Origin of the sequence: Bradyrhizobium diversitatis, assembly GCF_016031635.1 — a bacterium.
Lineage (GTDB): Bacteria > Pseudomonadota > Alphaproteobacteria > Rhizobiales > Xanthobacteraceae > Bradyrhizobium > Bradyrhizobium diversitatis.
This window is the reverse complement of the sequence record NZ_JACEGD010000015.1, coordinates 73871-88697: the sequence shown is the minus strand read 5'-3', so window position 1 is coordinate 88697 and position 14827 is coordinate 73871. Positions and strand designations below refer to the sequence as shown.

Here is a 14827-nt window from a genome sequence, read left to right as displayed (position 1 = left end):
CATCATTAAAGGTAAACATCGCAAACGCCCGCCGGCTAGCGGCGGAACAAGGGGTTACTGATGCGCGCGTCCTATCTCTTCACCAGCGAGTCCGTGTCCGAGGGCCATCCGGACAAGGTCTGTGACCGGATCTCCGACGAGATCGTCGACCTGTTCTATCGCGAAGGGCCGAAGGCGGGCATCGATCCGTGGGCCATCCGCGCCGCCTGCGAGACGCTCGCAACCACCAACAAGGTGGTGATCGCCGGCGAGACCCGCGGTCCGGAGTCGGTGACCAACGAGCAGATCGAGAGCGTCGTCCGGGGCGCGATCAAGGACATCGGCTACGAGCAGGAGGGCTTCCACTGGAAGACTTGCGACATCGAGATCCTCCTGCATCCGCAGTCGGCCGACATCGCCCAAGGCGTCGATGCGCTTCAGCCGGGCGAGGTCAAGGAAGAAGGCGCGGGCGACCAGGGCATCATGTTCGGTTACGCCACCAACGAGACGCCCGACCTGATGCCGGCGCCGATCTTCTACGCCCACAAGATCCTGCGCCTGATCTCCGAAGCCCGTCACTCCGGCAAGGAGAAGGTGCTGGGCCCGGATTCCAAGAGCCAGGTCACCGTGCAGTACGAGAACGGCAAGCCGGTCGCCGTGCGCGAGATCGTGGTCTCGCACCAGCATCTGGTCGAGGACCTCACCTCCAAGCAAATCCGTGACATCGTCGAGCCCTATGTGCGCGAAGCGCTGCCAAGGGACTGGATCACGCCGAAGACGATCTGGCACATCAATCCGACCGGCAAGTTCTTCATCGGCGGTCCCGACGGCGACACCGGCCTGACCGGCCGCAAGATCATCGTCGACACCTATGGCGGCGCGGCCCCGCACGGCGGCGGCGCGTTCTCCGGCAAGGATCCGACCAAGGTCGACCGCTCGGCGGCTTACGCTGCGCGCTACGTCGCCAAGAACATCGTCGCGGCCGGTCTTGCCGACCGCTGCACGCTCCAGCTCGCCTACGCCATTGGTGTCGCGCGTCCGCTGTCGATCTACATCGACACCCACGGCACCGGCAAGGTGTCGGAGGATCAGCTCGAGAAGGCGGCGGCGCAGGCGATGGATCTCACGCCGCGCGGCATCCGCAGCCATCTCGACCTCAACCGCCCGATCTACGCGCGGACATCTGCCTACGGCCATTTCGGCCGGACGCCCGACAACGAGGGCGGCTTCTCCTGGGAGAAGACCGATCTCGTCGAGCCGCTCAAGCGCGCACTCTAGTTCTCTTGCGTCGTTCCGGGTTCGCTCGTTTCACGAGCGCCCCGGAACGACGGGCCAACAAGACGAGCCAACAAACAGGAACCCCCTATGAACGCGAAGCCCGGCTTCACCGATTACATCGTCAAGGACATTTCGCTCGCCGATTTCGGCCGCAAGGAGATCTCGCTCGCCGAGACCGAGATGCCCGGCCTGATGGCCACCCGCGAGGAATACGGCCCAAAGCAGCCGCTGAAGGGCGCGCGCATCGCCGGCTCGCTGCACATGACCATTCAGACCGCGGTACTGATCGAGACGCTGGCAGCGCTCGGCGCCGACATCCGCTGGGTCTCCTGCAACATCTATTCGACGCAGGATCACGCCGCGGCCGCGATCGCCGCCGCCGGCATTCCGGTGTTCGCCGTCAAGGGCGAGACGCTGACCGAGTACTGGGACTACACCGCAAAGCTGTTCGACTGGCATGGCGGCGGCACGCCGAACATGATCCTCGATGACGGCGGCGATGCCACCATGCTCGTGCATGCCGGCGTCCGCGCCGAGAAGGGCGACACCGCTTTCCTCGACAAGCCGGGCTCGGAGGAAGAAGAGATCTTCTACGCGCTGGTCAAGCGCCTCCTCAAGGAGAAGCCGAAGGGCTATTTCGGCGAGATCGCCAAGAACATCAAGGGCGTCTCCGAAGAGACCACCACGGGCGTGCATCGCCTCTACGAGATGGCCAACAAGGGCACGCTCCTGTTCCCCGCGATCAACGTCAACGACAGCGTCACCAAGTCGAAGTTCGACAACCTCTATGGCTGCCGTGAATCGCTGGTCGACGGCATCCGCCGCGGTACCGACGTGATGCTGTCGGGCAAGGTCGCGATGGTCGCAGGCTTCGGCGACGTCGGCAAGGGCTCGGCGGCCTCGCTGCGCCAGGCCGGCTGCCGCGTCATGGTGTCGGAAGTCGATCCGATCTGCGCGCTGCAGGCCGCGATGGAGGGCTACGAGGTCGTGACCATGGAAGACGCCGCGCCCCGCGCCGACATCTTCGTCACCGCCACCGGCAACAAGGACATCATCACCATCGAGCACATGCGCGCGATGAAGGATCGCGCCATCGTCTGCAACATCGGTCACTTCGACAACGAGATCCAGATCGCGGCGCTCCGCAATCTGAAGTGGACCAACATCAAGCCGCAGGTCGACGAGATCGAATTCCCCGACAAGCACCGCATCATCATGCTGTCGGAAGGCCGCCTCGTGAACCTCGGCAACGCCATGGGCCATCCGTCGTTCGTGATGTCGGCGTCTTTCACCAACCAGACGCTGGCGCAGATCGAGCTGTTCGCCAACAACAAGGACGGCAAGTACGAGAAGAAGGTCTACGTGCTGCCGAAGACGCTCGACGAGAAGGTCGCGCGCCTGCACCTCGCCAAGATCGGCGTCAAGCTCACCGAACTGCGCAAGGATCAGGCCGACTACATCGGCGTCAAGCAGGAAGGCCCGTACAAGTCGGACCACTACCGGTACTGATGCTGGTTCGATCGATCTCGACGCGAAGCCCCGGAGCGAATCCGGGGCTTCGTTGTTTTCGGCGCATGGAATTCGGTTCGCCTTTTGGTTGCTGCACGGCTGATTGCGGATTGACGGCCAGCAGCGGCGGGCGGACACTCGCCGGCGGCGGAGGAAACCATGCAACCAGAACATGTCGACGTCCTCATCGTCGGTGCCGGGCTATCAGGCATCGGCGCGGGCTATCATTTGCAGACCAGGTGTCCGACCAAGAGCTACGTCATCCTCGAGGGGCGCGACTGCATCGGAGGCACCTGGGACCTGTTCCGCTATCCCGGCATCCGTTCCGACAGCGACATGTTCACGCTCGGCTACTCCTTCAAGCCGTGGACGGATCCGAAGGCGATCGCCGACGGGCCGCAGATCCTGAACTATGTGCGCGAGACCGCGGCCGAGAACGGCATCGACAGGCACATCCGCTTCCGCCATCGCGTCAAGCGCGCGTCGTGGTCGACGCCTGATGCACGCTGGACCGTCGAGGCCGAGCGCATCTCGGGCGAGGGCGCGACCGAGCTCGTGCGGTTCACCTGCAATTTCTTGTTTTTGTGCTCGGGCTATTACAAATACGAAGCGGGCTACACGCCGGAGTTCAAGGGCACGGCGGATTTCGCCGGCCGCATCGTGCATCCGCAGAAGTGGACCGAGGACATCGACTACGCGGGCAAGCGTGTCGTGGTGATCGGCTCGGGCGCCACGGCGGTGACGCTGGTGCCGGAGCTCGCCAAGACAGCGGCGCAGGTCACCATGCTCCAGCGTTCGCCGACCTATGTGGTGTCGCGCCCGGCGCAGGATCCCCTCGCCAACAAGCTGCGCCGCAATTTGCCGGCGCGGCTCGCCTATCATCTGATCCGCTGGCGCAACGTGATGTGGGGGATGTTCTTCTTCCAGCTCAGCCGGCGCCGTCCGGCCAAGGTGAAGGACCTTATCCTCAAAGGCGTGCAGATGGCGCTCGGCCCCGGCTATGACGTCGCCACCCATTTCACGCCGCGCTACAATCCCTGGGACCAGCGGCTATGCCTTGTTCCCGACGGCGATCTGTTCAAGGCGATCCGCGAGCAGCGCGCCTCCGTCGTCACCAGCGAGATCGACACGTTTACCCGCGACGGTATCCGTCTGAAGGACGGCCGCGAGCTCGCGGCCGACATCATCGTGACGGCGACCGGGCTGGTGCTCCAGGTCGTCGGCGGTCTCGAGGTCAGCGTCGACGGCGGCGCCGTCGATTTCGCCAGTACGCTGACCTACAAGGGCATGATGTATGCCGACGTGCCCAACATGGCCTCGGCGTTCGGCTACACCAATGCATCCTGGACGCTGAAATGCGATCTCACCTGCGAATATGTCTGCCGGCTCATCAACTACATGGACCGGCATAATTTCCGTCAATGCCTGCCGCACAATGACGACCCCGAGATCACCGCGCAGCCCTCGCTCGATTTCACCTCGGGCTACGTGCAGCGCTCGGTGGCAAAACTGCCGAAGCAGGGTTCCAAGCGGCCGTGGCGGCTGCACCAGAACTACGCGCTCGACATCGTCTCCCTGCGCTTCGGCCGGATCGACGATGGTGTGATGCAATATTCCTGATCGCGCCGCTGATCGCCTCTATGCCTTGCGTGTGGTGAGCGCGAACCCAAGATCGATCGCGAGCGCCAGCACCGCGGCGCCGCCGCCGAGGCCGAACAGCAACAGGTAGTCGCCGCCCGTCTGGGCGTAGATCCAGGAGAAGCCGTAAGCGGCGGTCGCCTGGAACAGCGCAAAGCTGGTGGTGGCATGGCTCCATATCGCGCGTTGCTGTAGGCTGGAGTGAGGCACGAGCTCATGGATGCGACCCAGCACCAGCGGTACGATGCCTGGCGTGAAGCCGCCGACCACGACGCTCGACACGATCAATGAAACCGGCGCGGTGCTGACGGTTGGCAGCAGCACGGCTGCCGCCTCGATCAGGAAGGCCGCGCGCAAGGCCGGGCCGAAACCCGAGCGGTCACCGACATGACCAGTGATCAACGGGCCGACGATCGCGGCGAGACCGTACAGCACCCAATAGCGCGATCCCGCGGCAATGCCCTGGCCAAGGCCGCGCGCCACGAAGTCGACGATGAAGACCATGTGCGGCACCAGCGCCACCGCATTGAGGCCGTACTGAACCAGCAGCGCGCGGGCGGCCGGCGAGACGCGATGAGGTTTGGCTGGATGCGAAGGCGCAGTATCGGCCTTGATCTCAGCAGGCCAGTTCCACCAACTTGCGAGCGTGAGCAGGGCGGACAGCACGCCGAGGCCATACCAGCTCTGCTGTAAACCCTGTTGCAGCAACAATGGCACCAGCGTGCCCGATGCCGCGACGCCGAGGCCGACGCCTGCGAAGATCACACCGCCGACGATGCCGCGCCGTGCGGCCGATGTATGTGGCAGAATGACGGACGCCGCCAGCACCATGATGATGCCGCCGGTGAGGCCGGCGAGGAAGCGCCACGCGAAAAACCAGATGAACGACAGCGGGGCCGAACTGGCGAGGAAGGAGAGGGTGGCGAGCAGCATCATCGCCCGTAACGCGCGGACCGCGCCGATGCGGGTGGCAAGCGCTCGTGCTGCGAGCGCGCCGGCGAGATAGCCGGCGAGGTTCGCAGCGCCGAGATAGACGACGTCGGATGCGCTGAACCATTTTGCGGCGATCAAAGCCGGGATCAGCGGCGTGTAGGAGAAGCGGGCGAGGCCAAGCCCGACCAGCGATGCGGACAAACCCGCCACGGCATACCGCCAGGTTGTTCGTGAGGCCGAGCCCGGCCGCGGTTGCGGATGGGTCTCGAGATGTCGCTTCGTGTCTGCGTTGGTCATGTCATCCTCCTGCGCGAGGGGGCGTGGATCATCGGGCGGCGCGGCGGCGCCTGAATTCCTGCACCGGCAGGCCGCCCCAGCCCCAATTGTCGGTGTCCACTTCCTCGATCACCACAAAGGTGGAATCGAGCGGCTTGCCGAGCACGTCGAGCAGGAGCTGGCTCGATCCCTTGATCAGCGCGGCCTTCTCCTCCGCAGTGAGCGACGCCGCTTCCGGCGTCGTTCCCTCGCGGGTGACTTGAATGGTGACGATGGGCATCGTGCTTCTCCTCGTCTCAATGGCCGGCGCTCTGGCCGCCGTCGACATGCAGGATTTCGCCGGTGACGAAGGAGGCCCCCTCGAGATAGAGGACCGCATCGACGATGTCGGACATCTCGCCCATGTGGCCGACCGGGTGCAGCGCACTGAGCTGCGCATGCGTCGCGACCGGATGCATCGGCGACTTGATGATGCCGGGTGAGACCGCGTTCACGCGGATGCCGCGCTTGGCGTACTCGATCGCGAGCGATCTGGTCGCAGCGTTCAGCCCGCCCTTGCTCAGCGAGGCCAGCACGGATGGCACGTTGGAATTGGCTTGATCCGCCAGCGTGGTCGTGATCTGCACCACGTGGCCGGACCCCTGCTTCTCCATCTCGGCGATGGCGAGCTGCGTGATGTTGAAGAAGCCCGCGACGTTCGTTCCCATCACCGCGGCATAGTCCTCGGCCGTGTATTGCGTGAACGGCTTTGCGACGAAGGTGCCGGCGTTGTTGACCAGCGTGTCGACCCGGCCGAAGCGGGCGATCGCCTGCGAGACGACGCGCTCGGCAGTGGAACGGTCGGCGATGTCGCCGGGAACGGCGAGGACGTCATCGTCGCCAGACGGCTTGATGGAGCGCGCCGTCGCGACGACGCGGTAGTTGCGATCGCGAAAACCCTGCACCAATGCGGCGCCGATACCCTGCGATGCACCGGTGACGATGGCGACCTTCTGCTCGATACCCATGATGGGCTCCTGTTGTTGGCTTTGAGATCTGCGCCAGCAGCGGCTGGCTTGCGTGCTGAGGTACGCCGCGGCGGCCCGGTCGCGAATAGCCGCTGTCCGGCACACACTCTTTCGCCGCGCGAACGAATGCGGGGCCGGCGCACGGCGGTAGTTGTCGAGGTTGCGGCGAACGCCTAGCCTGCGAGCGGAAGCTCAGAGCAAGACGGGAAGGGAATGGATCGTCTGGATGCGATGAAAGTGTTTGTCCTGGCCGTGGACGAAGGCAGCTTGGCCGCCGCAGGACGCAAACTCGGCCGCTCGCCGGCGGCGGTGAGCCGGGCCATCGCCTTTCTGGAAGAACGCGTGGGCGCCGAACTGCTGCACCGGACCACGCGCTCGATCAAGCTGAGCGAGGAGGGGGAGCGCTATGCCGCGATCTGCCGCCGTGTGCTCGCCGAGCTAGAGGAAGCCGACGACATCGCGGCCGGACCGCTTACGGCGCCGCGCGGCCTGCTCACGATCACCGCTCCCGTGGTCTCGGGGGAGATGGTCTTGCGGCCGATTCTGGATGCGTTTCTCGATGCCTGCCCCACCGTGTCGGCAAAGCTCCTGCTGTTCGATCGCGCGGTCAATCTGATCGAGGAGGGGATCGACGTCGCGCTTCGCATCGGTCCCTTGGCGGATTCGGCGATGATTGCCATGCGGGTCGGAGAGATCAGCCGTGTCGTGGTGGCAGCGCCGCGCTATCTGAAGCAGCATCCGCGCATCGCCGAGCCCGGCGATCTCGCCAAGCACCAGATCGTCGCCATGGCGCATCTGCCCAATTCCTGGACCTTCGCGCCACAGGCGGGTTCATCGGTGCCGCGCTCGGTGCAGTTCACCCCGCGGCTCGTCGTCAACAGCACCTATGCGGCAGTGGCCTCCGCCGTCGCCGGGCGGGGCGTGGCGCGGATGTATTCGTACCAGGTCGCCGAACAGGTCGCGCGCGGCGAGCTCGAGATCGTCCTGGCCGGCGACGAGGACCCGGAGATGCCCGCGCATTTGATCTGCCCGCAGGGCCGGCTCTCGGTGCCGAAGGTGCGGGCCTTCACCGACTTCGCGGTGCCCCGGCTGAAGAAGCAGTTTGCGCTGCTGAAGAAGAGCATCAAGGCGCGCTGAGCTGCTTCGCGCCCCCGCAATGCGTTGTTTTGCGTATACGGCGGCCCGGCTGAATCGGCGAGGGTTCCAAAACGGTTAACGCCGATTTAACGGATGAGTCCTAGCCTGTCTCGGCCGGGGTTACTCGCAAAGCCGAGGTGAGCCCAATGGAAGCCCAGAAGATCGCGGTCGACGCCGTCGTCGCGCTGACCGATTGCGACCGCGAGGCCGTCATCGCCTTCATCCGCCGCCTCTACCTGGCCGGCGTCACCGATCCCAAACGCCTGACCTTCAAGGGGCTGCAGGCGCTGTCGCGGGCTTGATTCGGCCGGTTCCGGCCCTTTCAACCCCGAGTTCCCGGCCGAACGCTCTCCCCAGCGTGATTGCAACCCTCCGGTGAATATCTTGTCGCTCGGGCCCGGCCGGAGTAGATGACGTCCCCGGCTGGGTTCACTTGGGAACTGGGGAAATGCTGAAACAGCTTTTTGCGCCGCAACTTGTCATTCTTTATGTGCTGGCGGCCTCGACGATTTACGTTCACTTCCGCGGCAAGCAACGGCTGCGCTTCGCGCGCCAACTCGGCGATCACTCGACCTATCTCGCGCCCTACAACGTGCTGATGTACGCCGGCTCGGCCGTGCCGAACAAGCCGGTGATCCCGGTCGAGCAGTTTCCGGAGCTGAAGCCCCTCAGCGAGAATTGGGAGACCATCCGAGACGAGGCGGTGCGCCTGTTCGACGAAGGCTTCATTCGCGCCGCGGCGAAGAACAACGATTGGGGCTTCTACTCGTTCTTCAAGAGCGGCTGGAAGCGGTTTTACCTGAAATGGTACGACGACTTCCTGCCCTCGGCACGCACGCTGTGCCCGAAGACGGTGGAGCTCCTGAACGCGATCCCGAGCGTGCACGGCGCGATGTTCGCGATGCTGCCCCCGGGCGGCAAGCTCGGTGCCCACCGCGATCCCTTCGCGGGCTCGCTGCGCTACCATCTCGGCTTGGTCACCCCGAACTCGAACAAGTGCCGGATTCTCGTCGACGGCGTCGAATGCGTCTGGCGCGACGGCGAGGCCTTCATGTTCGACGAGACCTTCATCCACAGCGCCGAGAATGCGACCGACGCCAACCGCATCATCCTGTTCTGCGACGTCGAGCGTCCGATGAAGTACGGCTTCATGACCGCGATCAACCGCTGGGTCAGCCATCACATCGTCAAGGCGTCGGCGACTCAGAACGTCGATGGCGAGAATGTCGGCGTGCTCAACAAGATGTTCGGCAAGCTCTACGAGATCCATCTCGCCAGCCGCAAGGTCAAGGAGTGGAACCGCAACGTCTACTACACGCTGAAATACTCGCTGACGGCGCTGATCCTCGGCCTCATCGTGTGGTCGGCGCTACGGTGAATGATCCGGCCAATGACCTCCCTGCCGATTGCTGACGCGGAGATCACGCAGTTCTTCCGCAACTGGCTGGAGACCTTCGCGGGCTATGTCCGCGAGGTCGACTACGCTTCGGCGCGGCCGCTTTTCCATCCGGACGTGCTCGCCTTCGGCACGCACAACGATGTCATCCCCGGCCTTGATCAGTGGGTCTCGACGCAGTGGGACAACGTCTGGCCGAAGACGACCGATTTCCGCTTTGTTATCGAGCAGACCTCCGTTCTGGCGTCTGCCGATGGCACGATGGCGACTGTGATCGCGCCGTGGACGAGCACGGGCTATCATCCCGATGGCAGCGCGTTTGCGCGGCCCGGCCGCGCAACGATGGTGTTTTCCAGAAATGGCGATGGTTGGCTGTGCGTGCATTCGCACATGTCGCTCAATCGCGGTGTACCGCAGACGAGCCATGCCAATCGGCCGGTGAAGGCTTGGTAAAGACAGAAAAAGCCCCGGATGGGTTCCCCCCTCCGGGGCTTTTGATTCCAGATGTGTGCAGCCTACTCCGGCTGGCCGATGCTCACCTTCAGCGTGCCGACGCCGTCGACGCCGCATTCGAGCTTGTCGCCGGGTTGGAGCTGCGACACGCCGGCGGGCGTGCCGGTCATGATGATGTCGCCGGCGGCGAGCTTCACCTGCTGCGAGAGTTGCCAGATGATCTCGGGCACGTTCCAGATCAGCTCGGTGAGGTCGCCCTTCTGCGCCTCCTTGCCGTTGACCGTCAGCCAGATCTTGCCCTTGGAAGGATGGCCGATTTTCGAGGCCGGCTGAATCGCGGAGCAGGGCGCCGAATAGTCGAACGACTTCCCGATCTCCCAGGGACGCTCCTTCTTGCGCGAGGCGATCTGGAGGTCGCGGCGGGTGAGGTCGATGCCGACGGCGTAGCCGTAAACGTGGTCCAGCGCCTTGTCGGCGGGGATATTGAGGCCGCCGCTCTTCATCGCGACGATCAGTTCGACCTCGTGATGCAGGTCCTTGGTCAGCGGCGGATAGGGAATGGTGGCGCCATCGGGCACCAGCATGTCGGCGTGCTTGGCGAAGAAGAACGGCGGGGCGCGCTCGTCATTGCCCATCTCGCGGATGTGCTCGAGATAATTGCGGCCGACGCACCAGATGCGGCGCACCGGATAACGGCCGCTCTCGCCGACGACGGGAAGCGAAGCCTGGGGCGGAAGCGGGATGACGTAGGAGGCGGCGTTCATGTAAGGTCTCGCGGCTCTTGAGGTGAAGAGAATTCTAGGCGGTTGCGCTGATCGGCGCCAGCTCCAAGGGGCTGCTGTCCCTATGCTGCAACCGGAAGAACGAGGCATAGCGCCCGCCGCGGCGGAGCAGCTCGTCGTGCCGGCCCTGCTCGACGATCTCGCCGCCCTCGACCACCAGGATGGCGTCGGCGTGCATGATGGTGTGCAGGCGGTGTGCGATCACGATGGTGGTGCGGTTCCGGCAGAGGTGCTCGATCGCCTCCTGCACCTGCCGCTCGGATTCGGAATCGAGCGCGGCGGTGGCTTCGTCCAACAGGATGATCGGCGCGTTCTTGATCAGCGCGCGGGCCACCGCGATGCGCTGGCGCTGGCCGCCGGAGAGCTGCGTGCCGTGCTCGCCGACCGGCGTGTCGTAGCCGAGCGGGAAGCCCATGATGAAATCATGCGCGCAGGCGGCCTTGGCGGCGTCGACGATTTCGTCCTCGCTCGCGCCCGGCCGGCCGAAGGCGATGTTGCTGCGGATGGTGTCGCGGAACAGATAGACGTCCTGGCCGACATAGGCGGTCTGCGCCCGCAGCGATTTGCGCGAGACCGCGCCGATCGACTGGCCGTCGATCACGATGTCGCCTTGCGTCACCTCGTAGAAGCGCAAGAGCAGCGCCAGCACGGTCGACTTGCCGCCGCCGGAGGGACCGACCAGCGCGGTGACCTTGCCGGGCTCGGCCGTGAAGCTCATGCGGTTGAGCACGGTCTCGCCGTCGCGATAGGAGAAGCTGACGTCGCGCAGCTCGATACGGGCATCCGACAGCTTCAGCGACGGCTTGTCGTCGTCGGACTGCTCGCTCGCCGGGCTGTCGACGACTTCGAGCAGCATGCGCGCACCGACCAGCTGGCTGTTGAGGTCGATGTTGAGCCGCGCCAGCCGCTTGGCCGGCTCGGTCGCCATCAGGAACGCGGTCATGAAGGAGAAGAACGCGCCGGGCGTGGCGTTGAGCGCGACCACGGCATAGCCGCCGTACATCAGGCAGCCGGCGACCGCGAAGCCGCCGAGCATTTCCATCAGCGGGTTGGAGCGGTTGGCGACGCGCGCCATCTTGTTGGCGTTGCGCTCGACGACCGCGATATTCTCGTCGATCCGCTTCTGCATGGTCTCTTCGAGCGTGAACGCCTTGACGGTGCGGATGCCTTGCAGCGATTCCTGCATCGTCTCCATGATGTCGGCGGTGCCGGTGAACTGGTTGAAGGCGAGGCCCTTGATACGCTTGACCAGCTTGCGCAGCACCAGCATTGCCGGCGGCACGGCGACGAGGCCGATGAACGACATCAGCGGATCCTGCCATACCATCACGCCGATCATGGCGAGCAGCATCAGGAGGTCGCGCCCGATGGCGTTGACCAGCATGTTGAGCACGTCGGTGATCGATTTGGCGCCCGCCGTCAGCCGGGCCAGGAACTCGGACGAATGCCGCTCGGAGAAGAAGCCGACGCTCTCGCGCATCAGCTTGGCGAACAGCTGGCGCTGGTTGGCGGCAAGAATCGCGTTACTGATCTTGGTCAGGATCACCATGTGGCCGTAGGTCGCCACGCCCTTGATGAACAGCAACAGGACCGTGATGCCCGAGAACATCGCGATGCCCGGGATGTTCTTGTCGACATAGGCCTGGTTGATGACCTGGCCGAGCACATAGGTCGCGCCTGCGGTCGCGCCCGCGGCGAGCGCCATCAGCGCGAAGGCGACAAGGTAGCGCCGCCAGTAGACGATGCCCTGTTCCGTGACCAGGCGGCGAATCAGGACCGCTGCCGCGTAGGGATCGTCGGTGATTTTCTTCGGAAACTGGGCCATCCGGTGTCCATTGACGGCGCGGGACAAAACCTGCCTGCGCGTCAGGGATCGATGGGCCTCTGTGCCCGCTCAGCTGCGGTTTTTCAAGCCCAATTAAGGGCTTGCGCTTGGGATGATTCTAGGCGGAGGCGGCGTGGCGGAGCTCGCCGTGGCGCTCGCGGAACAGCTTGTCCTCCCAGGCCAGCGCATGGGCTGCGATGGTCTCGAGGTCCTCATATTGCGGCCGCCAATCGAGCAGGCTGCGGATGCGGCTGGTGTCGGCGACCATGGTCATGATGTCGCCGGGCCGGCGCGGGGCGTACTGCACGGCGAAGCTGCGGCCCGACACCCGGCGCACGGCGTCGATGGTCTCCAGCACCGAATAGCCGCGGCCATAGCCGCAATTCAGCGTCGTCGAGGCGCCGCCGTTGCGCAGGTAAGCGAGCGCCGACCGGTGGGCCTGCGAGAGGTCCGTGACGTGGATGAAGTCGCGGATGCAGCTGCCGTCCGGGGTCGGATAGTCGGTGCCGAACACGTCGATCTTGGCGCGCTGGCCGGTCGCCGCTTCCACCGCGATCTTGAGCAGATGCGTGGCGCCGACGGTGGCGAGCCCGATGCGCGCCTGCGGGTCGGCGCCGGCGACGTTGAAGTAACGCAACGTCACATATTGCATGCCGTAGGCGGCGGCGACGTCATGCAGCATGATCTCGGTCATCAGCTTCGACGAGCCGTAGGGCGACAGCGGCCGCGTCGGCGCGTGCTCGGGCACCGGCACCTGGTCCGGATTGCCGTAGACGGCGGCGGTCGAGGAGAAGATGAAGCGACCGATGCCGCGCTTGACTGCGACGTTGAGCAGGTTGCGCGCGGTCGTGAAGTTGTTGCGGTAGTAGCCGAGCGGATCGCGCATCGAATCCGGCACGACGACCGAGCCCGCGAAATGGATGATGCTCTCGACGTCGTGCTGGGCGATCACGCCTTCGAGCAGGTTTTCATCGCCGGCATCGCCGATGAACAGCGGCACGCCTTCGGGCAGATAAGCTGAGAAACCGGTGGAGAGATCGTCGATCACGACGACGTCCTCGCCGGCTTCCGCCAGCGCCAGGACCGTGTGACTTCCGATGTAGCCGGCGCCGCCGGTGACTAGCACAGTCATGATCTCACCCGTCTTCGATCAACGCGCGAAGCTAGCGCTTGCGTGGTGAAGAGGGGGTATCGGCGCGGCTGAACTGGTCACTATGCTTAATGTTGCGTATAGGGACTTTGCGAAATGGAGTGTGACGTGGCGAGTTTCCCCGGCGATCTCGAATTGATCGTGCCAAATCTGCACAGGCGCTATTCCGGGGTCACCGCGACCAACCGGATGGTGGCGCCGCGGCTGGCGAAACTGTATCGCGCGGCCTGGTTCGGATCGGACGCGCCGGAGGGGATCGCGCGGCTGAGTGTTGCCGATTTTCTGAAACTGTGGCGCCGCAAGCGGCCCGTGATCTGGCATGCGCGCCGCAACAACGAGATGATCGCAGGCCTCGCGTTGCGCGCGCTCGGCTGGCCGCTGAAACTCGTGTTCACCTCGGCGGCGCAGCGGCGTCACAGCTGGATCACGCGCTGGCTGATCCGGCGCATGGACGCGATCATCGCAACGAGCGACGTCTCGGCCTCGTTCCTGAAGGTGAAGGCGACGGTGATTCCGCACGGCGTCGACACCGACGTCTATGCGCCGCCGACCGATCGCGCTGCGGCCTTCGCGGAAGCCGCGCTGCCGGGCCGCTACGCCATCGGCTGCTTCGGCCGCGTGCGGGCGCAGAAGGGCACCGACGTGTTCGTCGATGCGATGTGCCGCCTGTTGCCGCGCTATCCTGAGTTCTCCGCCGTCATCGTCGGTCAGGTCACGCCCGAGCAGACGCCCTTTGCCAACGACCTGAAGAAGCGGATCGAGGCAGCGAACCTGCAATCGCGCATCGTCATCACAGGCGAGCTGCCGATCGAAGCGGTGCAGCGCTGGTATCAGCGGCTGACGATCTACGCCTTCACCTCGCGCAACGAGGGTTTTGGCCTGACGCTGATCGAGGCGATGGCGGCGGGCAGCGCGCTCGTCGCGTCGCGCGCCGGCGCGGCCGAGCTCGTGGTGGAGGATGGCGTCACCGGCGTGCTGGGTCCGCCGGGTGATGCCGACGCGCTCGCTGCGGCGCTGGAGCCGCTGATGCGCGATGTGGCCGCTGCGGCAGCGATGGGCGAGCGGGGGCGCCGGCGCGTGCTCGAGAAGTTCAGCCTCGATGCCGAAGCGGCGCGGATCGGCGAGGTCTATCGGTCCCTGCTCTGACGCGGTTTCGCCGGTCGCAAACAAAAACTGCGAAACAACCCCATGCACAGTAGCCGGGGTTAGGAGAATCAATGGCTTGGCGGTCGGTGCGGTCTCTTGCGGATTTTGCGAAGTCGATTTGACCCGTCGGGCAAAACAGTGCTAGACAGGTATCGTCCCAGAATGCCCGATTAACCGTAGCTGCGGGCCGGCAGTCCGCGCGCCGTGGCGAACGGACCATTCACCACTTGATCGAATCGGCGTCTGGCCGCGCTGTTTCTTTTTTGGCGTTCTGACGCAGGAACGTGACTTCGAGCTCGTCGCCGTTGACGCGGTCAA

The 14827-nt window shown here is 64.9% G+C and carries 14 protein-coding genes; 8 read left to right on the top strand and 6 right to left on the bottom strand.

Translation table 11 applies throughout. The annotated features are described in order from the left end of the window. Positions 1–60: 60 nt before the first annotated feature. From metK to H1B27_RS17645, 3 genes are all read left to right on the top strand, one after another. Positions 61–1257: a methionine adenosyltransferase gene (gene metK, locus H1B27_RS17655; RefSeq protein WP_061878852.1), complete on the top strand. Its 1197-nt coding sequence runs from the start codon at positions 61–63 to the stop codon at positions 1255–1257. Positions 1258–1344: 87 nt separating this feature from the next. Then, positions 1345–2766: an adenosylhomocysteinase gene (ahcY, locus tag H1B27_RS17650; protein ID WP_061878853.1), complete on the top strand. Its 1422-nt coding sequence runs from the start codon at positions 1345–1347 to the stop codon at positions 2764–2766. A 159-nt stretch (positions 2767–2925) separates the two neighbouring features. Beyond that, complete coding sequence (locus H1B27_RS17645) at positions 2926–4386, top strand: flavin-containing monooxygenase (RefSeq protein ID WP_197966907.1); 1461 nt, start codon at positions 2926–2928, stop codon at positions 4384–4386. A gap of 18 nt (positions 4387–4404) precedes the next feature. Here the strand turns inward: H1B27_RS17645 and H1B27_RS17640 are convergent, their stop codons facing one another. Genes H1B27_RS17640 through H1B27_RS17630 form a run of 3 tightly spaced genes read right to left on the bottom strand, consistent with a single transcriptional unit; the run spans position 4405 to position 6620 of the window. After that, complete coding sequence (locus H1B27_RS17640) at positions 4405–5634, bottom strand: YbfB/YjiJ family MFS transporter (RefSeq protein WP_197966906.1); 1230 nt, start codon at positions 5632–5634, stop codon at positions 4405–4407. A 28-nt stretch (positions 5635–5662) separates the two neighbouring features. Then, positions 5663–5893 (bottom strand): tautomerase family protein, encoded by a 231-nt coding sequence (locus H1B27_RS17635; RefSeq protein WP_197966905.1) that lies wholly within the window; start codon positions 5891–5893, stop codon positions 5663–5665. A gap of 16 nt (positions 5894–5909) precedes the next feature. Beyond that, positions 5910–6620, bottom strand: a complete 711-nt coding sequence (locus H1B27_RS17630) for an SDR family NAD(P)-dependent oxidoreductase (RefSeq protein WP_197966904.1) — start codon at positions 6618–6620, stop codon at positions 5910–5912. Between the two features lie 213 nt (positions 6621–6833). Here H1B27_RS17630 and H1B27_RS17625 point away from each other — a divergent pair, with 213 nt between their 5' ends. The 4 genes from H1B27_RS17625 to H1B27_RS17610 all read left to right on the top strand — a co-directional run bounded on the left by H1B27_RS17625 (position 6834) and on the right by H1B27_RS17610 (position 9606). Continuing rightward, entirely contained in the window at positions 6834–7757 is a 924-nt protein-coding gene (locus H1B27_RS17625) for a LysR family transcriptional regulator (protein ID WP_197966903.1), read from the top strand. A gap of 146 nt (positions 7758–7903) precedes the next feature. Next, positions 7904–8059 (top strand): hypothetical protein, encoded by a 156-nt coding sequence (locus H1B27_RS17620; RefSeq protein ID WP_162832013.1) that lies wholly within the window; start codon positions 7904–7906, stop codon positions 8057–8059. 146 nt (positions 8060–8205) lie between these two features. Then, positions 8206–9135: an aspartyl/asparaginyl beta-hydroxylase domain-containing protein gene (locus tag H1B27_RS17615; protein ID WP_197966902.1), complete on the top strand. Its 930-nt coding sequence runs from the start codon at positions 8206–8208 to the stop codon at positions 9133–9135. A gap of 12 nt (positions 9136–9147) precedes the next feature. Further along, the gene (locus tag H1B27_RS17610; protein WP_197966901.1) at positions 9148–9606 is read left to right on the top strand and encodes a YybH family protein; all 459 of its coding nucleotides are present in this window, start codon (positions 9148–9150) and stop codon (positions 9604–9606) included. Between the two features lie 62 nt (positions 9607–9668). Here H1B27_RS17610 and H1B27_RS17605 read toward each other — a convergent pair whose 3' ends face one another. The 3 genes from H1B27_RS17605 to galE form a co-directional block, all read right to left on the bottom strand. After that, complete coding sequence (locus H1B27_RS17605; RefSeq protein WP_061878860.1) at positions 9669–10370, bottom strand: fumarylacetoacetate hydrolase family protein; 702 nt, start codon at positions 10368–10370, stop codon at positions 9669–9671. Positions 10371–10404: 34 nt separating this feature from the next. Then, positions 10405–12213 (bottom strand): ABC transporter ATP-binding protein, encoded by a 1809-nt coding sequence (locus H1B27_RS17600; protein ID WP_197966900.1) that lies wholly within the window; start codon positions 12211–12213, stop codon positions 10405–10407. Between the two features lie 118 nt (positions 12214–12331). Further along, positions 12332–13345 (bottom strand): UDP-glucose 4-epimerase GalE, encoded by a 1014-nt coding sequence (galE, locus tag H1B27_RS17595; protein WP_197966899.1) that lies wholly within the window; start codon positions 13343–13345, stop codon positions 12332–12334. A 126-nt stretch (positions 13346–13471) separates the two neighbouring features. Between galE and H1B27_RS17590 the strand changes: the two genes are divergently transcribed. Beyond that, positions 13472–14509, top strand: coding sequence for a glycosyltransferase family 4 protein (locus tag H1B27_RS17590; protein ID WP_197966898.1), 1038 nt, complete (start codon positions 13472–13474; stop codon positions 14507–14509). Positions 14510–14827: the final 318 nt, after the last annotated feature.

Excerpts from the sequence above, each read along its gene's own strand:
- H1B27_RS17645 (WP_197966907.1), top strand. The coding sequence starts at position 2,926 with ATGCAACCAGAACATGTCGACGTCCTCATCGTCGGTGCCGGGCTATCA.
- ahcY (WP_061878853.1), top strand. The coding sequence starts at position 1,345 with ATGAACGCGAAGCCCGGCTTCACCGATTACATCGTCAAGGACATTTCG.
- H1B27_RS17620 (WP_162832013.1), top strand. The coding sequence starts at position 7,904 with ATGGAAGCCCAGAAGATCGCGGTCGACGCCGTCGTCGCGCTGACCGAT.
- H1B27_RS17610 (WP_197966901.1), top strand. The coding sequence starts at position 9,148 with ATGACCTCCCTGCCGATTGCTGACGCGGAGATCACGCAGTTCTTCCGC.
- H1B27_RS17615 (WP_197966902.1), top strand. The coding sequence starts at position 8,206 with ATGCTGAAACAGCTTTTTGCGCCGCAACTTGTCATTCTTTATGTGCTG.
- H1B27_RS17630 (WP_197966904.1), bottom strand. The coding sequence starts at position 6,620 with ATGGGTATCGAGCAGAAGGTCGCCATCGTCACCGGTGCATCGCAGGGT.
- H1B27_RS17635 (WP_197966905.1), bottom strand. The coding sequence starts at position 5,893 with ATGCCCATCGTCACCATTCAAGTCACCCGCGAGGGAACGACGCCGGAA.
- metK (WP_061878852.1), top strand. The coding sequence starts at position 61 with ATGCGCGCGTCCTATCTCTTCACCAGCGAGTCCGTGTCCGAGGGCCAT.
- galE (WP_197966899.1), bottom strand. The coding sequence starts at position 13,345 with ATGACTGTGCTAGTCACCGGCGGCGCCGGCTACATCGGAAGTCACACG.
- H1B27_RS17640 (WP_197966906.1), bottom strand. The coding sequence starts at position 5,634 with ATGACCAACGCAGACACGAAGCGACATCTCGAGACCCATCCGCAACCG.
- H1B27_RS17625 (WP_197966903.1), top strand. The coding sequence starts at position 6,834 with ATGGATCGTCTGGATGCGATGAAAGTGTTTGTCCTGGCCGTGGACGAA.
- H1B27_RS17600 (WP_197966900.1), bottom strand. The coding sequence starts at position 12,213 with ATGGCCCAGTTTCCGAAGAAAATCACCGACGATCCCTACGCGGCAGCG.
- H1B27_RS17605 (WP_061878860.1), bottom strand. The coding sequence starts at position 10,370 with ATGAACGCCGCCTCCTACGTCATCCCGCTTCCGCCCCAGGCTTCGCTT.